At 38.7% G+C, this 19,432-nt stretch carries 16 protein-coding genes; 13 read left to right on the top strand and 3 right to left on the bottom strand.

Going from position 1 to position 19,432, the window contains the following annotated elements; translation table 11 throughout:
• Positions 1 to 33 precede the first annotated feature (33 nt).
• The 6 genes from AC0KUU_RS17985 (at position 34) to odhB (ending at position 8,373) form a co-directional block, all read left to right on the top strand.
• Positions 34 to 930, top strand: a complete 897-nt coding sequence (locus tag AC0KUU_RS17985) for an NAD-dependent epimerase/dehydratase family protein (protein WP_043981555.1) — start codon at positions 34 to 36, stop codon at positions 928 to 930.
• 122 nt (positions 931 to 1,052) lie between these two features.
• Positions 1,053 to 1,499 (top strand): OsmC family protein, encoded by a 447-nt coding sequence (locus AC0KUU_RS17980; protein WP_043981556.1) that lies wholly within the window; start codon positions 1,053 to 1,055, stop codon positions 1,497 to 1,499.
• Between the two features lie 138 nt (positions 1,500 to 1,637).
• Entirely contained in the window at positions 1,638 to 3,182 is a 1,545-nt protein-coding gene (locus AC0KUU_RS17975; RefSeq protein WP_043981557.1) for an MDR family MFS transporter, read from the top strand.
• A gap of 66 nt (positions 3,183 to 3,248) precedes the next feature.
• Positions 3,249 to 3,836, top strand: coding sequence for a PadR family transcriptional regulator (locus tag AC0KUU_RS17970; RefSeq protein WP_013057595.1), 588 nt, complete (start codon positions 3,249 to 3,251; stop codon positions 3,834 to 3,836).
• A 363-nt stretch (positions 3,837 to 4,199) separates the two neighbouring features.
• Positions 4,200 to 7,061: a 2-oxoglutarate dehydrogenase E1 component gene (gene sucA / locus AC0KUU_RS17965; RefSeq protein ID WP_043981558.1), complete on the top strand. Its 2,862-nt coding sequence runs from the start codon at positions 4,200 to 4,202 to the stop codon at positions 7,059 to 7,061.
• Positions 7,062 to 7,077: 16 nt separating this feature from the next.
• Positions 7,078 to 8,373, top strand: coding sequence for a 2-oxoglutarate dehydrogenase complex dihydrolipoyllysine-residue succinyltransferase (odhB, locus tag AC0KUU_RS17960; RefSeq protein WP_014459542.1), 1,296 nt, complete (start codon positions 7,078 to 7,080; stop codon positions 8,371 to 8,373).
• 41 nt (positions 8,374 to 8,414) lie between these two features.
• Here odhB and AC0KUU_RS17955 read toward each other — a convergent pair whose 3' ends face one another.
• A complete protein-coding gene (locus AC0KUU_RS17955; protein ID WP_322552200.1) occupies positions 8,415 to 9,023 on the bottom strand; it encodes a TetR/AcrR family transcriptional regulator in 609 nt (202 codons plus the stop codon).
• Between the two features lie 197 nt (positions 9,024 to 9,220).
• Here AC0KUU_RS17955 and AC0KUU_RS17950 point away from each other — a divergent pair, with 197 nt between their 5' ends.
• From AC0KUU_RS17950 to AC0KUU_RS17920, 7 genes are all read left to right on the top strand, one after another.
• Positions 9,221 to 10,417, top strand: coding sequence for a YhgE/Pip domain-containing protein (locus tag AC0KUU_RS17950; RefSeq protein ID WP_322552199.1), 1,197 nt, complete (start codon positions 9,221 to 9,223; stop codon positions 10,415 to 10,417).
• A 15-nt stretch (positions 10,418 to 10,432) separates the two neighbouring features.
• Positions 10,433 to 11,947 carry an FAD-dependent monooxygenase gene (locus AC0KUU_RS17945; RefSeq protein ID WP_241771382.1) on the top strand — a complete coding sequence of 505 codons (1,515 nt, stop codon included), beginning with the start codon at positions 10,433 to 10,435 and terminating at the stop codon, positions 11,945 to 11,947.
• 131 nt (positions 11,948 to 12,078) lie between these two features.
• Positions 12,079 to 12,771, top strand: a complete 693-nt coding sequence (locus AC0KUU_RS17940; RefSeq protein WP_043981650.1) for a response regulator transcription factor — start codon at positions 12,079 to 12,081, stop codon at positions 12,769 to 12,771.
• Positions 12,768 to 14,237: a sensor histidine kinase gene (locus AC0KUU_RS17935; protein ID WP_162214489.1), complete on the top strand. Its 1,470-nt coding sequence runs from the start codon at positions 12,768 to 12,770 to the stop codon at positions 14,235 to 14,237. Before AC0KUU_RS17940 ends, AC0KUU_RS17935 begins: the two co-directional genes overlap by 4 nt.
• A 25-nt stretch (positions 14,238 to 14,262) precedes the next feature.
• The gene (locus tag AC0KUU_RS17930) at positions 14,263 to 15,330 is read left to right on the top strand and encodes a TolB family protein (RefSeq protein ID WP_322552198.1); all 1,068 of its coding nucleotides are present in this window, start codon (positions 14,263 to 14,265) and stop codon (positions 15,328 to 15,330) included.
• A gap of 150 nt (positions 15,331 to 15,480) precedes the next feature.
• On the top strand, positions 15,481 to 16,242 hold the full coding sequence (locus tag AC0KUU_RS17925; RefSeq protein WP_043981564.1) for a M15 family metallopeptidase: 762 nt from the start codon (positions 15,481 to 15,483) through the stop codon (positions 16,240 to 16,242).
• A gap of 115 nt (positions 16,243 to 16,357) precedes the next feature.
• Positions 16,358 to 17,029: a DUF421 domain-containing protein gene (locus tag AC0KUU_RS17920; RefSeq protein WP_322552197.1), complete on the top strand. Its 672-nt coding sequence runs from the start codon at positions 16,358 to 16,360 to the stop codon at positions 17,027 to 17,029.
• A gap of 28 nt (positions 17,030 to 17,057) precedes the next feature.
• On the opposite strand, the gene AC0KUU_RS17915 is transcribed toward AC0KUU_RS17920, so the two are convergent.
• The gene (locus AC0KUU_RS17915; RefSeq protein ID WP_322552196.1) at positions 17,058 to 17,792 is read right to left on the bottom strand and encodes a polysaccharide deacetylase family protein; all 735 of its coding nucleotides are present in this window, start codon (positions 17,790 to 17,792) and stop codon (positions 17,058 to 17,060) included.
• An 83-nt stretch (positions 17,793 to 17,875) separates the two neighbouring features.
• Entirely contained in the window at positions 17,876 to 19,153 is a 1,278-nt protein-coding gene (locus AC0KUU_RS17910) for a polyamine aminopropyltransferase (protein WP_322552195.1), read from the bottom strand.
• Positions 19,154 to 19,432: the final 279 nt, after the last annotated feature.

Below are 19,432 nucleotides of genomic sequence, written 5' to 3'. Positions count from 1 at the left end.
TATCCATATCAAATACGAAAGGTGGAGAAAAAGATGAAAACAGCACTTGTGTTAGGTGGAACTCGTTTTTTTGGAAAAAATTTAGTCCAGACATTGCTCTCTAAAGGAGTTAAGGTTACGTTAGCAACGCGAGGTAAAACCCCAGATGATTTCGGCGACCGAGTTGAACGGATTTTTCTTGATCGTGTAGAAAAAGATTCTGTAATCGAAACAACACGAGGAAGAAAATGGGATGTTATCTTCGATCAAATATGCTATTCTTCACACGGCGCAGCTGTGGCTGTTGAAGCTTTTCGTCATAGTACGAGTCATTATGTACTCACCTCGACTCTTTCAGTATACGGTTCTTTAGAAAAAACGTGTTATGAAGAAGATTTTGATCCATACAAGTATCCTATTTCCTATACACGCCGTGAAAATATTTCCTACCAAGAAGGAAAACGCCAAGCTGAAGCGGTATTTTTTCAAAAAGCACCGTTTTCGGTAACGTCTGTCCGTTTTCCAATTGTAATGGGAAAAGATGATTATACGGATCGCTTACGTTTTCACGTAGAAAAAATTATGCATGAAGAAGAAATTGGTGTACCGGCTATTGAAGCAGAAATGAACTTCATTTCACAGGAAGAAGCCGGTGAATTTTTAGTCTGGTGTGCAGAACAGAAGCTAAAAGGGCCGATTAACGCTTGTTCAAATGGTACTATTTCACTCAAAAATTTATTTTCATATATTGAACAAGCAGCGAATAAAACAGCAAAAACAACCTCTCGTTTAACAGATGAAAATAGTTCTCCTTACGGAGTAGATCATTCTTGGACGATGAGTAATGAAAAGGCTAGCTTTTGGGGATATTCATTTACAAACCTGCAGGACTGGCTGCCTTCATTAATCAAAGCTTTCGTTGAAAGCGAAAAGAAAGTACCTTTAAGTTAAGAAAAAACAAAGACTGCACCGTTTAGCAGTCTTTTTGCTGTGACAAGCAGAACATTTTTATTTTATACATAAAAAGGGTACGCTAGGTACACATCATTATATAGAAGGAAGAAGGATAAACTATGGCAAAACATCACTTTCATTTGCAAGCAAATTGGCCAGGAGGCCGAAATGAAGTAGGTACAATTGAATCAGGACAATTAAAAACAAAAATTTCCATTCCACCAGAAATGGACGGGCCAGGAGTGGGAACAAATCCGGATGAAATGCTGCTAGGGGCAGCAGCCACGTGCTATATCATCACGCTTGCAGCGATATTCGAAAGAAGCGGAATCCGTCAGGAGGCTTTAACGATGGAATCAGAAGCTATTGTGGACGTGACGAATGGTGTATTCACATACGAAAAAATTATTCATAAACCTCATGTTATCATCACATCTGAATTTGCGGCTCAAGAAGAAAAAATCAATCGACTTATAAAAAAAGCAGAAACATCCTGTATGATTTCAAGAGCCATTCAAGGAAATGTTGAGATTGAATTAGAGCCTCAGCTCACAGTAAAAGCGTAATGGACCCATTACGCTTTTCTTATGTTTATTTCTAAAAAAAGCACATTTAAGATTGTAAAATACTCAAATTTGAATATAATAATTTAAGTAGCTATCATTTCTGTTCATCAAAAAGATGACGTGAAAGGAGGAACTGAAATGGTTTCATCAGAAAAAAATATTCGTTTTATCGTAGCAGGATTGCTGCTCGGTATTTTTATGTCAGCCATGGATAATACCATCGTAGCGACGGCTATGGGGAAAATCATTTCTGATCTAGGTGGGTTAGATAAGTTTGTTTGGGTTACGTCCGCCTATATGGTTGCCGTGATGGCAGGTATGCCGATATTTGGTAAACTGTCTGATATGTACGGCCGTAAACGGTTTTTTATTTTTGGATTGACGGTATTTTTACTTGGATCTGCATTGTGTGGCCTAGCGCAAAGCATTGTGCAGCTAAGTATTTACCGGGCGATTCAAGGAATTGGAGGAGGAGCGCTTCTTCCGATTGCTTTTACTATTGTATTTGATATTTTCCCTCCTGAAAAACGCGGGAAAATGACGGGATTATTAGGTGCCGTTTTTGGCTCAGCAAGCGTATTTGGTCCGCTTCTTGGTGCATACATTACGGAATACATCAGCTGGCACTGGGTGTTTTATGTGAACGTGCCGATTGGACTTTTATCGTTATTTTTTATTGTGCGCTTTTATAAAGAATCAAAAAGTCATAAAAAACAAAAAATTGACTGGGCTGGTGCAGCCACTCTTGTAATTTCAGTAGTTAGTTTAATGTTTGCTCTTGAACTTGGAGGGAAAGAGTACGATTGGTCTTCTCCGCAAATTTTATCTCTTTTTGCTATCTTTGCTGTGGCGCTATCACTCTTCTTTTTTGTGGAAAAACGCGCGCAAGAGCCGATTATTTCATTTTGGATGTTCAAGCGCCGTTTATTTGCAACATCACAAATTCTCGCTTTCTTATACGGAGCAACGTTTATTATTTTAACGGTATTTATTCCTATTTTCGTTCAAGCTGTTTATGGAGGTTCTGCTACAAATGCAGGTTTAATTTTAACTCCTATGATGTTAGGCTCGGTAGCAGGAAGTGCTATCGGCGGGATTTTTCTCACAAAAACAAGCTTTCGAAACTTAATGATTATGTCCGTTTTTTCATTTGCAGTAGGAATGTTTTTATTAGGAACAATGGAACCTGATACACCTCGTTGGATGCTAACGGTATTCATGATTTTGACTGGGTTTGGCGTAGGATTTAGCTTTTCTCTTTTACCAACTTCGTCAACGCATAAGCTGGATCCACAGTTTAGAGGTTCTGCCAACTCAACGAACTCATTTGCACGTTCTTTAGGAATGACGCTGGGAGTTACGATTTTTGGAACGATTCAAAGCAATACATTTACAAATGAGCTGCAGCGCAATTTTCAAGGTATGGGAAATGGATCACAAGGAGCATTTTCTCAAATAGGAGATCCGAGTGCAGTTTTTCAATCAAGTGCAAGAAACAGCATTCCGCCTCAAATATTAGATAAGATTGTTGATGCTATGTCTACATCGATCACGTATGCATTTATGCTTGCTCTTATTCCAATTGCAGTAGCTATCATTACTGTCTTTTTAATGGGAAATGAACGAGTAGAAGTTCCCCCTAAAAAGCGGGTAGAAGCTAAGGAACCTGCAGCTCAAAAATAGAAAAAGCACGAAGATGTTCGTGCTTTTTCTACTAAATAAGATGCATGTCAAGAGGTGAAAGGTGTTATGAGTGTTAAATTAGTCATATTGGGTTTATTAATGGAAGGAAACAAGCACCCTTATGAAATTCAGCAAACCATTAATGAAAGACAAATGAAGCACTATATTAAACTGGCAAGCGGCTCTTTATATTATGCTTTTGATACGCTTGAAAAAAATCAGCTGGTGAAAGTAGTCGATGTGATTCGAGAGACGAACAGACCTGAAAAGACCGTTTATTCTATTACGGATGCAGGAAGAGAAGAATTTGAGCGCCTTTATTTTGAACAGCTATTAAAAAAAGAGCATATGCATAGACCAGTTTATGCTGCGCTTTCATTTACTTCTTACGTCGATCAAGAAAAAGTGGCTTCTGCTTTAGAAAAAAAGATTGAGGAAACGGCAGCTTATTTAGAAAAAATGCAAAATTTGTACCAAGTTAAAAAGGTGGATCATTCCATTGCAAATCTGTCGATCATTATGCGCACGATTATGCATTTGAAAGTAGAACTAACTTGGTTCACTCATTTACTCGAAGCGGCGAAAAGCAACAAGCTTACAGAAGTAGATGATGGTTATTTTGAAGACGTTGAAAAAATCGTAGATGAGTTTTAAAAAAGAAGCAAAACGCTGCTTCTTTTTTTTAATAGTCATAAAACATATTTCAAGCAATTTAATTTTGCCAAAAGCTAGGTCAATAACAATTAATTAACACCTGATTCGACCTTTAATCAGCTTTACTTATAAAACGCTTTCAAAAAGTAGTAAGACTATTAAAAAAGTAAAAAAAATTAAAGAAATATAGCGATTTCATTTTGATTGACGAGTAAAAGAGTGGTAAAATATAAGCAGATATCAGATACACACGCAGTGAGGTTTATCACTCGTTGTAAAGATGTCAGACGATAAGGTAATCGACATTCAAAATGGAAAGATTGTTGAGTACGACAATTATTATAACTCGTTGGGGGTTTTATCATGGGTAACGAAACGTCGAATAGAGGGGAGCCTTGGCAAGGATTTTTGGGTCCGAACTATGGCTATGTATTAGAACAGTATGAGTTATATGAAGAGCAGTCAGATCTAGTAGATCCAGAGTTAAAAGAATTATTTGATTATTGGGGTGCTCCTCCATTAAACGAAAGCGAGCAGGTTCAGCAAGCTGAATACGCACAGGCTGCACCTTCAGCTAACACATCTAAAATTGCATCGGCTATTAAGCTAGCGGAAAACATCCGTGCTTATGGTCATCTATACGCATCAATTAAACCTCTTGAAAGCGAGAAGAAAGATCCTGTCTTGCTTCACTTGGAAGATTACAATTTAACGCAAGAAGATTTGAAATCAATTCCGGTTGATATTTTATGTACGAATGCGCCATCACACGTCAAAAATGGTTTAGACGCAATTAACTATTTAACAGATGTCTACACAAAAACCATTGCGTTTGAATTCCATCACGTACATAACATGGAAGAGAATAAGTGGCTGACTGATATGGTCGAGTCAGGTGCTATTTTCCAACCTCTTTCAAATGAGAAAAGAACTTCTGTATTAAAGCGTTTAACAGAAGTAGAAGGCTTTGAACAATTTTTGCACCGTACATTTGTCGGACAAAAACGCTTTTCTATTGAAGGCGTAGATATGTTAATTCCACTTGTAGATGAACTGATTGCACGCTCAGTGGAAACAAGCCCAAAAACGGTTAATATCGGGATGGCTCACCGTGGACGCTTAAATGTATTAGCACACGTATTAGGCAAGCCGTATGAAATGATTTTTGCAGAATTCCAGCATGCACCTAACAAGGAATTAGTTCCTTCAGAAGGTTCAATCGGTATCAACTACGGCTGGACGGGAGACGTAAAATATCACCTGGGTGCCGACAAACAAATTAAAGCAGAGAACACAGTTCGAGCTCGTTTGACATTGGCTAGCAACCCTAGTCACTTGGAGTTTGTTAATCCGGTTGTGGAAGGGTTTACAAGAGCAGCTCAAGATGAGCGTGATGTGAATGGATACCCAAAACAAGATGTAAAAAAATCGTTCGCGATTTTAATTCACGGAGATGCTGCGTTCCCTGGTGAAGGTATAGTACAAGAAACGCTGAACTTAAATCAATTGACTGGTTATCAAACAGGTGGAACAATCCACATTATTGCTAACAACATGATTGGATTTACAACAGAAAGCGTCGATTCTCGTTCAACGAAATATGCAAGTGACTTAGCAAAAGGATTTGAAATTCCAATTGTTCACGTAAATGCGGATGATCCGGAAGCCTGTCTAGCTGCTGCTTACTTTGCTTATGAGTATCGCAGACGTTTTAACAAAGATTTCTTGATTGATTTAATTGGATACCGTCGATTTGGCCACAATGAAATGGATGAACCGTCTGTAACGCAGCCGAAGATGTATGAAATTGTGACAAAACGTCCAACGGTTCGTGCTATGTATGCAAAGCAGCTTGAAGAACAAAACGTGATTCAAAGCGGCCAAGCAGATCAAATTAATGAAGAGTTACAAGCGAAGTTAAAAGCAGCTTATGAGAAAGTGCCGCCAAAAGCTGAAAAGCAACATAGAATTATGGAAATGCCACAAGCAGTCTTCAAAGGAATTTCAGATATTGATACATCGGTTACAAAAGAAGAGCTGTTTGAAGTGAATCAAGAGCTAGTGAAATACCCTGAAGGATTTAACGTATTTCCAAAACTTGATCGCATCTTATCTAAACGTGCCAAAGCGTTTGAAGAAAATGAAAGCGTAGATTGGTCATTGGGTGAGGCATTTGCATTTGCTACGATTTTAAGAGACGGCACGCCAATTCGTATTACAGGCCAGGATTCTGAACGTGGTACGTTTGCACATAGACATCTTGTTCTTCATGATCATAAGACAGGGGATGTTTACTCACCACTACACGCAATGAAGAACGTAAGCGCTTCCTTTGATATTCGTAACAGTCCATTATCAGAAGGATCCGTTCTTGGATTTGAATACGGCTATAATGTATTTGCTCCGGAAACGCTTGTTCTTTGGGAAGCACAGTTCGGTGATTTTGCCAATGCAGGTCAAGTTATTATTGACCAGTTTATTGCAGCAGGCCGTGCTAAGTGGGGACAAAAATCTGGAATGGTCTTATTGCTGCCACACGGCCATGAAGGTCAAGGACCAGAACACTCAAGCGCTCGTCTAGAACGTTATTTACAGCTAGCTGGTGAAAACAACTGGACAATTGCAAACGTAACAAGCGCTGCACAATACTTCCACTTACTTCGACGACAAGCTGCCATTTTACAGCGCGAAGAAGTAAGACCGCTAGTAGTTATGACACCAAAAAGTTTGCTTCGTAATGCTTTTAGTGTGTCAAACCTTGAAGAGTTTACAAAAGGCTCTTTCCGCTTAGTAGTAGAACAGCCTGGATTAGGCAAAAAAGAAGATACAGTTGAACGAATCGTTCTGTGCAGCGGAAAAATCAGCAGTGAATTAACGGAACGCTTAAACAAAGCAGAAGATGATAAAGATTGGCTACACGTCCTTCGTCTAGAACAAATTTATCCGTTCCCAAGACGCGTAATTGCTGAAATCTTTGCTCGCTATAAAAATTTAAAAGAGATTGTCTGGTTACAAGAAGAGCCGGAAAACATGGGCGCATGGAACTATGTAGAAGATCGACTGCGTGAAGTAGCACCAGAAGGAGCTACGGTTGACTACATCGGACGCACAAGACGCTCAAGTCCAGCTGAAGGAGATCCAACAGTTCACAGACAAGAACAAGAACGTATTTTACAAGATGCATTAACTAAAAATGAAATTGCTAACGACGTTGTTACACGATAAGGAAGGGGAATGAACCATGGGAGAGATTAAAGTACCGGAATTAGCAGAATCAATTTCTGAAGGAACAGTTGCACAGTGGCTAAAACAAGTAGGAGATTTCGTTGAAAAAGGCGATTATATCGTTGAACTTGAAACAGATAAAGTTAACGTTGAAATTACAGCTGAAGACTCTGGTGTGTTAACGGAACTTCTTGCTGGCGAAGGCGACACAGTGCAAGTTGGTGAAACAATTGCACGTCTTGAAGCGAAAGAAGGAGCTTCAGCACCAGCAGCACCAAAAGCTGAAGAAAAACCAGCAGAGGAAGCACCAAAGCAAGAAGCGGCTCCGGCTCAGCAAAAAACTGTTGAAGAAGTAGCGCCAGCAGCTGAAGCGCCTCAGCAAGGAAATCAAAAACAATGGCTAATTGCTTCTCCTGCAGCTCGCAAAGCAGCAAGAGAACGCGGGATTAAGCTAGATCAAGTGCCAACTACTGATCCTCTTGGCCGTGTGCGCAAACATGATATTGATTCGTATGCAGACCAAAAATCAAATGAGCAAAAGCAGCAGGCACAAGCAAGTAAGCCAGCTAACCCGGTATCTCCGTCTCCAGCGGCAAGTGAAAATAGCGATAAACCTGTTGAACGCGAACGTATGTCACGTCGTCGTCAAACAATTGCCAAACGTCTCGTTGAAGTTCAGCAAACAGCGGCTATGCTAACAACGTTTAACGAAGTAGACATGACTGCTGTTATGGCTCTTCGCAAACGACGCAAAGACAAATTCTTTGAACAGCACGACGTAAGACTTGGCTTTATGTCATTCTTTACAAAAGCAGTAGTAGCAGCACTTAAAAAGTATCCATTATTAAATGCTGAAATTCAAGGAAACGAGTTATTAATTAAAAAATTCTATGATATCGGTATTGCTGTGTCAGCTCCAGACGGTCTTGTTGTTCCAGTTGTACGTGATGCTGACCGCAAAACATTCGCTGGTATCGAAGGATCTATCGTTGATTTAGCGAAAAAAGCGCGCGACAACAAATTAGCATTAAAAGATTTACAAGGTGGAACGTTCACAATTACAAACGGCGGCGTATTCGGTTCATTAATGTCTACACCAATTTTAAATGGGCCTCAAGTTGGTATTTTAGGAATGCATAAAGTTCAGCTTCGTCCGGTAGCAATTGATGAAGAGCGTATCGAAAATCGTCCGATGATGTACATTGCACTTTCTTACGATCACCGTATCGTTGACGGCAAAGAAGCCGTAAGCTTCCTAGCTACTGTTAAAGAACTATTAGAAGATCCAGAATCTTTATTACTAGAAGGTTAATAAAAAGAACCTGCTATTTTCTTAGAGAATAGCAGGTTCTTTTATGTTCGTTTAATGCCTGCAACATAAGCAGGACCCAAAAAAGTCATGCTAGCGAGTGTCAGGGCCATTTCTCGCGGTGACTGCTTCATACCTTGTTCTAACCAGTGCTGAATAACTCCAAGATGCGCTGACGTTACGTAAGACATTAAATGTTCAAGTGGAACAAGCGGAGGCGTTTTATTATCCATAAGCTCTAATTTTTCGAGCATATTGGTTTTCATAACTTCTTTAATTTTAAGATGAAAGCCAGGATTTCCTTTTGGACCAAGCATAACCTGCATAAAACGTGCATTTTCTTGAATATATTCAAAAAGTGTAATAATAAACGGCAAAGGCTGTTCTTTTAAATTAGCAGACACAATCTCATTGGGATTTGCTTTTTTGATAAATTCTTTTATCTCTTGAATAACTTCATTTTCGCTTTTTTCAAGCAAATCGTATTTATCTTGGTAGTGTAAATAAAAAGTTCCGCGATTAATATCCGCTTTTTTCGTCAAATCCCTGACCGTTACACCTTCAAACCCTTTCTCTTCCATTAATTCTGTCAAAGCATCTCGGATAAATCTTTTCGTTCGAATAATTCTGCGATCTGTTTTTGAATTCCCCACAGCTTTTAAACACCTACTTTTTTCTTTAATAATGAACAGTTATATGCTTTGTGTTAAGTAATCGACATTCCCGCTATTATTGCATATTGAGAATACAGGTAAATTTATTATAATTTACATAGTGATCACTAATCAACATCATGTACATTATCTTTTCGTTAACGTGTATATCCTTAAAACAAAAAGGAGAGATCTACATGAAATTAGGTAATCAAAAGCTTATATATTTTTCACCAATTATAGTAGTAGCTGTTATTTTTATCTTTATTCTAACCTTAATTCCTTCTGCAAGCTCAGCACCTAAGAATTTGCCAATCGCATTCGTAAATGCTGACGAAGGAATGACAGTTCCAGCAAAGGGTAATGTAAATATAGGAAATCAAATCGAACAAAATACGAAAGGGGCAAGTACCGAACAGTCTTCGGTTAAATGGATCTTTGTCTCAAATACTAAAGAAGTTGAAAAAGGATTAAATAATCAACAATACTACGGGGCGCTTATCATTCCAAAAGATTTCACCAAAAAACAGGCGACTCTTCAGACGGCTAAGCCTGATGCACCTGCTATTAAATTATTAGTGAATCAAGGAATGAATACAGCTGCTTCAACCCTAGCAAGTCAGGTGCTAAACGGGGCAGTTGATAAGATGAATGAAAATATGCGCTTGCAGCTAGTGAAAAGATTTGAACAAAACGGAACGCAACTAAGTGCAAACCAAGCATTAGCACTCGCTGCACCGATTCAAAAGACAGTGATAAACGTAAACGAAACAGGGACTCATAGTGTCAACGGAAATGCCCCCGTTTCATTATTTCAGCCGCTGTGGATGGCAAGTATAGCCGGTGCTGCAATGGTCTTCCTCAGCCTTCAAAAAATCACGTTTTCTTCTCGTAAAGAGAAAATCGTTAACCAAGTAGGAATCGTAATCATCGGGGTTATACTTGCTTTAGCTGCTGGTTTCGGGCTTGTGTGGCTGGCTGAAGTAGTTGGAATAAGCGTTCCTTCATTTTTGGATACAGCACTATTCTTAGCTATTGCTTACTTCAGTTTTTTCACCTTGATATCAGCCGTACTTTCATGGCTAGGACTAAAGGGACTTCCGATTTTCGTTATTGTTCTATTTTTTGGCGCACCTTTGCTTTCAATGGCCCCAGAAATTATGCCTGATTTTTATAGAGAGTGGATTTATCCATGGCTGCCGATGAGATTTATGGTAGATGGCGTAAGAGAACTATTTTTCTTTGGAGAACATCTGACATGGAATCCTTCTATATCTGCTCTAGCTCTTATCTCTTTAATAAGTTTGTGTGCTCTGTTTGCTTCTGCTTTACCTGCATCTTCTGTAAAAAAAAGAGGAGTCTCGCTCAATATAAACGATACTGTAACTGAATGAAAAGGAGAGATGATGATGAATCCACAAATCCTAATCGTTGGTGCCGGCCCTACTGGCCTCGTTATGGCCTACAATTTAGCCAGACATAACATTCCTTTTCGAATTATTGATAGAAGCGACGGACCTGGGCAAGCCTCCCGGGCTATGGCTATTTTACCGCGAACACTTGAATTTTATCAGCAGTTCGGTTTTGCAGATGAAGTCATAGACAGCGGGATTAAGATGGAAGATGTATACGTCCGAGTGAAGAATAAAATAAAAGCAAAAGTTCATCTAGGATCTTTAGGAGAAGGATTAAGTCCTTTTCCTTTTGTTCTTACATTTCCACAGGACGACCACGAGCGGTTTCTGCTTGAAAAATTAAAAAATTTTGGGATCGAAGTAGAATGGAAGACGGAGTTACTATCTCTAGCTGAACACGGAGAAGAGGTAAAAACTTTATTAAAAGCACAGCAAGAGAAAACCGCTTATTTTAAGTATATTTGTGGATGTGACGGAGCACACAGTACCGTTCGCAAGCAAATGAAGATAGAGTTTAAAGGAGAAAAATATAAACAGCATTTTTATGTGATGGATGTTCACGGCTCTGGTGAAGTGATGAAGGATCAAAAAATCAGTATTTCATTTAGCAATGAAGAATTTTTGATTTGTATGCCTGTTAGAAGTAAAGGAACGTATCGAATGATCGGCATTATTCCTTCAACTTTGGGGGGGCAAAACGATGTAAAAGCTGAAAACATTCACGCTTTTATTCAACGAACATTTGGTGCTCAGGTTGAGGGTATAAATTGGTTCTCGACATATCATATCCATCACAGAGTAGCAAGTCGTTTCCGACAGGGGCGTATTTTTCTAAGTGGAGATGCAGCCCATATTCATAGTCCTGCAGGGGGACAAGGAATGAACACAGGAATTGGAGATGCAGTCAACCTTTCATGGAAATTAGCAGCTGTCCTTCAACACAAAGCGGCACTTTCCATATTAGATACATACGAAGAAGAAAGGTTGCCTTTTGCAGAGCTGCTTGTAAATACAACTGATCGCGCTTTTAAGCGAATGGTGGCACGAGATAAAACGAGTCAATTTTTTAGGAAGCATATCTTTCCGCCTGTACTATCCTTTTTATTTCGTTTCCCTTATCCCCGTCACAAAGCATTTACGATTTTATCTCAAATCCGTATTAAGTATCGAAATAGTGACCTAAGCAGCGGGCAAGGGACAAATGTGCAAAGTGGTGATCGATTACCCTATGTAGAAGGGAATTTTGAATCTTTACAGTCTTTAAACTGGCAAATACATGTCTATGGAACAGCAGCAGAGAAGCTAAAAAAGAGCATGCAAGAAAAAGACTTCTCCTTGCACGAGTTTTCTTGGAACCCTTACTTGAAGAAAGCAGGGCTTCAAAAAGATGCTCTGTACGTTATTAGACCGGACGGATACATTGGTTTTATTAGCAGCGAGCAGCGTATAGATCTGCTTCATCAATATTTGAATACGCATAAAATCCTTCCTTTTACAAATGAATATTAGATCTAAAAAAACGCCATCTTATATGGTGTTTTTATTTTTGTTTACAATTTCGAAACAACTTGGAGATGTTTTTGGGAAAGCTGTTTGATAAGATAGACGAATAGAAATATCAAATGAAAGTACGTGATACATTGAATAAAAAGATTTTAGTAGTTGATGATGAAAAAAGTATTGCTACAGCGGTATCCTATGCTTTCAAGCGCGAAGGATATATTGTAGACACCGCATCTGACGGTGAAGAAGCACTTGAAAAAGTAAAAAGCTTTCAACCTGACGTGATGATATTGGATGTGATGATGCCGAAATTAACCGGCTATGAAGTATGCCGAAAACTTGAGAATCGAAGAGGAATGGGGATTATCTTGTTAACGGTTAAAAATGATATCGTCGATAAAGTTCTAGGCTTAGAGTTAGGCGCAGATGATTACATGACCAAGCCTTTTGACGTAAGAGAACTTGTAGCTAGAGCTAAAGCACTTGTGCGGCGAATGGAAAAAAATGAAGCTCCTGAAGCTGTCGGAGAAATCACGGTGGGAAAAGTGAAGGTGAACTTAATTCAGCGCACGTTACATGTTGCCAATGAGTTAGTTAAGCTTACACCAAAGGAGTTTGATCTTATTGCTTTATTACTTGCCAATTTAGAGAGAGTGTACACACGAGAAGATTTACTAGATCTTGTCTGGGGAATGGATTATGCAGGCGGTACACGTACGGTAGACATTCACATGCAGCGCCTTCGAAAAAAAGTAGGAGAAGCAGAACCTTATTTGCTTCAAACGGTATACGGGGTTGGATATAAAGCGACAGCAGGGATCAATGAATGAAAATCAGCCTAAAAGCTAAGATGGGACTCGTTCTTGCTTTTTTAATTATTTTAACAGTAACCGTACTGAGCGTACTTGTGTTAAAAGGAATTGAGACAAATCAGCGTGATCAGCTAGAAAGTGAACTTATTCAAAAAAGCAAAGCAGCGGAGCAGACGATTCATCAAAGTTATGTAACCGGTGACCCGTCTCTGAATACAGATTCTTTTCTTCAGCAAAAAGGACAGCGCCTTGCATCTTCGATTGCATCACAAAGCGGAATGCAAACAGTCCTATATAATCAAAAAGGACAGGAATCAGGAAGCTCTATTCCCATCGGCCAAAAAGATGTGGATGTTTCTGATACGCTTTGCTATGCTTTGAAAGGAAAAATAGCCTATCAAATCTCGGGTGCTTCCCTTATTTACTTCGCACCTGTGTCAATCGATAATCAATTTATTGGAGCCATTCGTTTTGACCATTCCCTAAAAAATAATCAGCAGTTTATAGCTGATATTAGGCACTTATTTCGTATGGGAGGAACGATTGCAGCAGCAGCAGCTTTTTTAATTGGCTACGCTTATTTTTATCGCATTGCTTCGCTCATCGCTACCCTTCAAAAAACTTCACAGCAGATTCGAAAAGGCCATTATTTGACTGATGTGCCGTTCAAACGACGCGATGAACTTGGAGAGCTTAGTCAAGGCTTGTTTTTTATGAGTACGTCGATTGAAAAAAATATCGATCAAATGAATGAAGAAAAAAGAAAGCTTGAGTTCGCTATTTCGAAACTGCAGTCTCTTGAACAACAGCAAAAGCAGTTTATCGGTAACATCAGCCACGAATTTAAGACGCCTTTAACATCGATCAAAGCTTATGTTGACTTACTTGATATGTATCGAGATGATCCTCAGCTTATGGAAGACGGCGTGCAGAATATTCGTAAAGAAACGAATCGCCTTCATGAAATGGTAGATAAAATCTTAAAGCTTTCAGCACTTGAAAAATATGATTTCGAGCAGCGCCCAGAGCAAGTTGAATTGAAGCGGCTTCTAGAAGACATATGCGATCGTATGAAAGGAAAAGCAGCTAAATTTGATTTGACTCTTCATACAAATATCAAAGAAGCAGTTGTTTGGGCTGATCGTGAAAGCTTAATACACATTTTTATCAATTTAATTGACAATGCTATTAAATATAATGAACCAGGCGGAAAAGTGGAAGTAACGTCTTACACTTTAGAGAATTCTATTATTGTGGATGTAGCTAACACCGGAATAGGGATTCCACCCGAAGCAGAAGAGAAATTATTTCAACCATTTTTCACCGTAAATAAAGATCGGTCGCGTTTATCCGGAGGTACAGGCCTTGGCTTAGCATTAGCCAAAGATTTAACTGAAAAACAAAAAGGTGTTATCAAGCTGCATCATTCTGATTCTAAATGGACGATTTTCAAAGTGTCGTTTCCTTTGAAAACAGAGAAATGAGTTAGCTAAAAGGAGTGAACCGTTATTGAAACGGTATAGATTAATGATATATATAACAAGCACTTTTCTTATTTTAACATCATGCGGACAAAAAGAAAGCCATAGAGAAACCGTTGAAAAACCCGACAAGAAAATTACTGTATTGGACCAAGTAGATAAAGATGGAAAAATAGAAGTGAAAGACGTTCAGGATATTAACGGCGTAAGGGCGTTTCAATTTTTAAAAGAAAACACAATGATTGTTAGTAAAGAAAATAAACAATTTCGTTCGCACAATTTCGGTCCCAAAGAGGTATATGCACAGAATTTAGCTACTTATAATCTAAAAAACAAGTCTACTTTTGTGTTGCATCCAAGCAATGAATTTCAACATGCGGCCAAGCTTTCTCCAAATGGTGAATATCTTTTTTATAAAGTAGCAAAAGGCGAAGATACATTTGGTTATATAATGAACCTTCAAACAAAAAAAACGGTTAAAATAAAGAATGTTCTTCTCTATCCATCAAGCGGAGAGTGGCTTAATAATTCAGAAGTAATGTTTATTACAATGGAAGGAAAGCTTTCTAAAGCAAATGTAAAAGGAGAAGCAGAACCTCTGTTGCACAGAGACGATCGAATCTTAGATGCAGTTAAAGGAATAGGTGGTATTTATTATATTGGTGTAAACAACCAGCTTTTTTTTCTTCATAACGAACAGACGGACCCTGAAAAAATCCGAGATAATGTGATTTCGATTATCCCGTCTCCAAACGGAAAACAATTAGCGCTCGTTCAGCAAAAAGATGCCCAAACGAGAACGCTGTCTATCACAGATTTAAAAGGATCAGAGGCCTTTCAGCTTGCTCTGTCCACTCAAATTTTTGGCGTAAGCTGGTCTCCCGACGGTTCGAAATTAGCCTATAACTTTATTTCTGAAAAAGAGGGAGATAAAGGGATATTCATAGCAGATGGATTAACAGGAGATGTTACACACTTAAACGTAAATTTAGACTATGCCGCTGATCAGCTTGCTTGGAGTCAATCAGGAAATAAACTAGTTGCATCGAGCTTTACGCAAAATCAAGTTCATACGTATATTATCTTTTTGAAATAGACTGCTTAGGCAGTCTATTTCTATTTTTTCACACCTTGAATTGTTTACAAGTTTGAAACAACTGAATAACAGACAGAAACATTTATATTTTATCCTTTCTGTATAGGCTTTTGTAGCGCATCAAAAGCCGTTTGAAAGGAGTAAGACATCATGAAATACTTTTTATTTATTTGTTCTTTAGCTTTTACGCTGATGATAGCAGGGTGCGGAACAAGCAATTCTTCATCAAAGCCTGCCAGAGAATTCACAAAAAATGGACAGGCTCAAAAACTAGAAAGCTCATCAGCTTCTCCAACTTTAACGAAGCCTAATGTAGACGAAACAGTGGTAATAGCCAATCCAGGATCGGTTACGGCTTTAGTTAATAAAAAGCATCAGCTTCCTGAATCCTATCAGCCTTCCGATTTAGTCTATGCCGACGTTCCGTTTATCTTCAACGAAAAAATAGAAAAACGAATGCTTAGAAAGCCTGCAGCACAAGCGCTTGAAGAACTTTTCCGAGATGCTGAAAAAGAGGGAATCAGCTTACTTGGTGTATCCGGTTATCGATCTCACGAGCGTCAAAAAGAGCTTTTTGCATTTTACGCAAAGCGAGACGGAGAAGAACAAGCACGCACCTATAGCGCCTACCCTGGAACAAGTGAACACGAAACGGGACTAGCAATCGATGTCACGGGAGGAAGTGGAATGTGTGCTGCCGCAGACTGCTTCGGTGCTACATCAGAGGCTCATTGGCTTTCAAAAAATGCGTATCACTACGGATTCATTATTCGATACCCTGAAGGTGAAGAACAGGTTACCGGCTATAAATACGAACCATGGCACCTTAGGTATGTAGGGAAAAAAGCAGCCGCATCCATTTTTAATCAATATGCAACGTTAGAAACCTATGCAAGTAAGAAAAAAGCTTAATCAAAAGTTCTATAACTGGAGAAAGAAGGAAAGAAAAATAAAAAGTTAGGTTTATCACTCTCACATATGATACAAACTGATACTATAACATGCTTGCTATAGAGGAAGGGTATCGATGTATAAAGATATTGCGATTGAACTGATATGTGGATTTTTAGCGCTATTTATTATGCTGAAGCTTTTAGGTAAGACGCAGTTTGCTCAAATCACTCCGTTTGACTTTATTACCACGCTTGTCCTGGGAAATATTGTGGGGGACGCAGCTCTTGAAAAAGGAGTAGAGCTAACTGAAATTCTTTACAGCGTTTTGATTTGGGGGCTTCTGATCTACGCAGTGACAAAGCTATCTCAAACCTTTACAGGATTTAGAGGGATTCTTGAAGGAAAGCCTTCAATGATTATTTATAAAGGGAAAATCCTTTATAAAGAGCTTAAGAAAAACAACTTGGACTTGAATCAGCTTCAGCATTTAATGAGACAGCAAGGGTATTTTTCACTGTATGAAGCAGAATACGTCATTTTAGAAACAAATGGAGAGGTGAGCGTCGCTCCTAAACATGAATTCAGCCCTCCGACGAAAAATGATTTAAACATCCCTTATTCTCAAACCAATTTACCGATTGCTTTAATCATGGATGGAAAAGTAGTGCCTGGTAATTTGAAAGAAGCAAACGTAGACGAAAAATGGTTAAAAAAACAGCTTGCAATCAAGAAAATTAAAAAATACAGCGAAGTTTTTTATGCTGAATGGCAGCAAGAGCGAGGACTAGAGATAACAAAATTCTAAAAACCCTTTCCTTAAAAGGAAAGGGTTTTTAGCTTTCTTTTAATAGCTTAGCAAAATCTTCAATCGTTGTAGAATACGTGACGTACAGACGGGGAATAAGATAGTTTTCATCCTTTTGTCCGCTCTCAGTGAAAAATTTTGGAATTGTTGAAAGACCAAATGTATAATTCTTTTTTGTTTCTTCCACTACGCGGCTATTGACCTTTCCGTAAGGGTAAGCAAGAGCAATAACGGGCTGGCTCGTAATGGCTTCAATTTTTCGTTTTGAATTACCTAGCTCATAGGATAAATTTTTCGTCTTAGTTAAATCCGGATGAGTAGCAGTATGAGACTGAATAGAAAAAAATCCTGAATCAACAAATTTTTTTAAATCCGCTGGCGACAAACGGTTGGGACGGCCGATAAAATCTGAAATCACAAAAATTGTAGCCGCTGGATGAAATTGAGTGCTGGCTGCTCTTTGAAAAATGGGCAAGATAGTAAGATTATTTTTATATCCATCGTCAAATGTAATAAATATAGGTTTTTTCACATGCGTTAGTTCCTGCCATTTTTCAAATGTTAGCGGCGTATATCCTTGCTTTTTAAGATAAAGAAGTTGTTTCTCAAAATTTTCAGGCGTCACATACAGTTCTTTTTCCCCGTGGCCTGTGTAGGTATCAATAGAATGGTAAATCAATACAGGCACTTTCACTTGGCTAAAAGCGGGGGAAGGGAAAATAACAGTTAGCACTAAGATAATAAAAACCGAAATTTTTCTCATAACAATCCTTTCTGTTGCACAGTGGTGACGAGACTGTTTTAGTATGTCAAAAGAAAAGGAATGTATAAGCCAAGCTTTCTTTTTTACAAATATAAGCCTTCTTTTTTAAATATTTTATGCAGAACCAAGTGCTCAGCAGAGTTCACAACTGCAAACTGTTTTTTGGAAAGAGAATGGGGAGAAAAACGCATTAACTTAGTAAAGTCTGACGGCAGCGTAGTAGATGAAACATCAGTAGAGAGTATAGGGACAGAGAAAGGTGTTTTCGAGCCGATGTGAAACCCCCAATCTCCAAAAGAAGGAATAATGGTGTGGTAGCTCAACGTATAAAACTGAGAAGCTTTCATCGTCTTATTAATGCTCCAAAAAACGATAGGTGTGTCTCTAGGAGAATTTGACTGACATACGACCAAGCCGCTGCGCGATAGTGAACGGTGGAGAAGTGCGTAAAATTCTTTTGTATAAAGAGCACTTATTTTTTCGTTAGTAGGATCAGGAAAGTCAATAATGATGATGTCATAACACGCTGAATTCAAAGAGAGGTAGTCAACAGCATCTTGAATATGAACGGTGACACGAGAATCTTCAAATGAGCGTTGATTTAACTTCTTTAATTCTTCTACATTCATCGCAGCATTTACAACGTCAGCATCTATTTCCACAAGGTCTATTTCTTTAACTTCTTTATATTTAAGGACTTCTCGTAAAGCTAAACCATCTCCACCGCCTAGAATAAGAATGCGGTGAGGACGTAAGGAAGCTGCAAAGATAGGGTGTACAAGAGCTTCATGGTACGCATGTTCATCTAATGAACTAAATTGCAGCTGTTCATCCAAATACATTCGAATATCCGATGCTTTAATCAGCTGAATATCTTGAATACGGTTTTTTTGATGAAACAAAATGTCATGCTGGCCTGATAAGAGTTGCTTTAGACCAATGTGATCTGAGTCATCTCCACGATTGAGAAGACGAGTGTTTTCAGCATGCTGACGATTTTTTGTTGGAGTTTCGGCGTATTGAATTCCGCGAGAAATCGAATACACAACAGCTTTTTTTGAAGCTAATTGCTTCAGCAACGCATAACCAATTTCAATTATTTTTTTGTCTCCGCACGTATAAAAATCTAATGAAGCGTAGTTTTCCTCCGGCCACGTATGAATAGACAAGTGAGAGGTAGCTAATACGAGAATGCCTGTAATGCCTTGGGGCGTAAACTGGTGAAAATAACAGTGCAAAACTTCCATCTCTGCATCTAGTGCAGCTTCAACAAGAATTCTCCTTAAGAGTGAAGGGTCGTTTAATATCACTTCATCGCATTCGAACGCATCCATTAGCAAGTGTTTGCCTTTAATATCCACTACTTCAGCCTCCTTTTTGAGCATTATTTTCACTATCTTATGAAACTTTTTCAAAAAAGGAAACGTAAGCACGTTATTTTATGAATATTTTCGGGAAATAACAAGTTATCTTCCCATAGAAAAGAAGCTGGGACAGACGTATTTTCGTTGAAGGAAGATCCGAACAATCAATCGAGATTCTTAACGGAGAATTCAACTCGTTCGGATTTTTTCATTGTGATGGTGAACGTAGATTTACCGTATGTAATAGCTGTTAATTGTAGGGCAAGGCAAAGACTC

The organism is Priestia sp. ST2, assembly GCF_055810735.1.
This window is presented reverse-complemented; position numbering and strand designations above follow the sequence as displayed.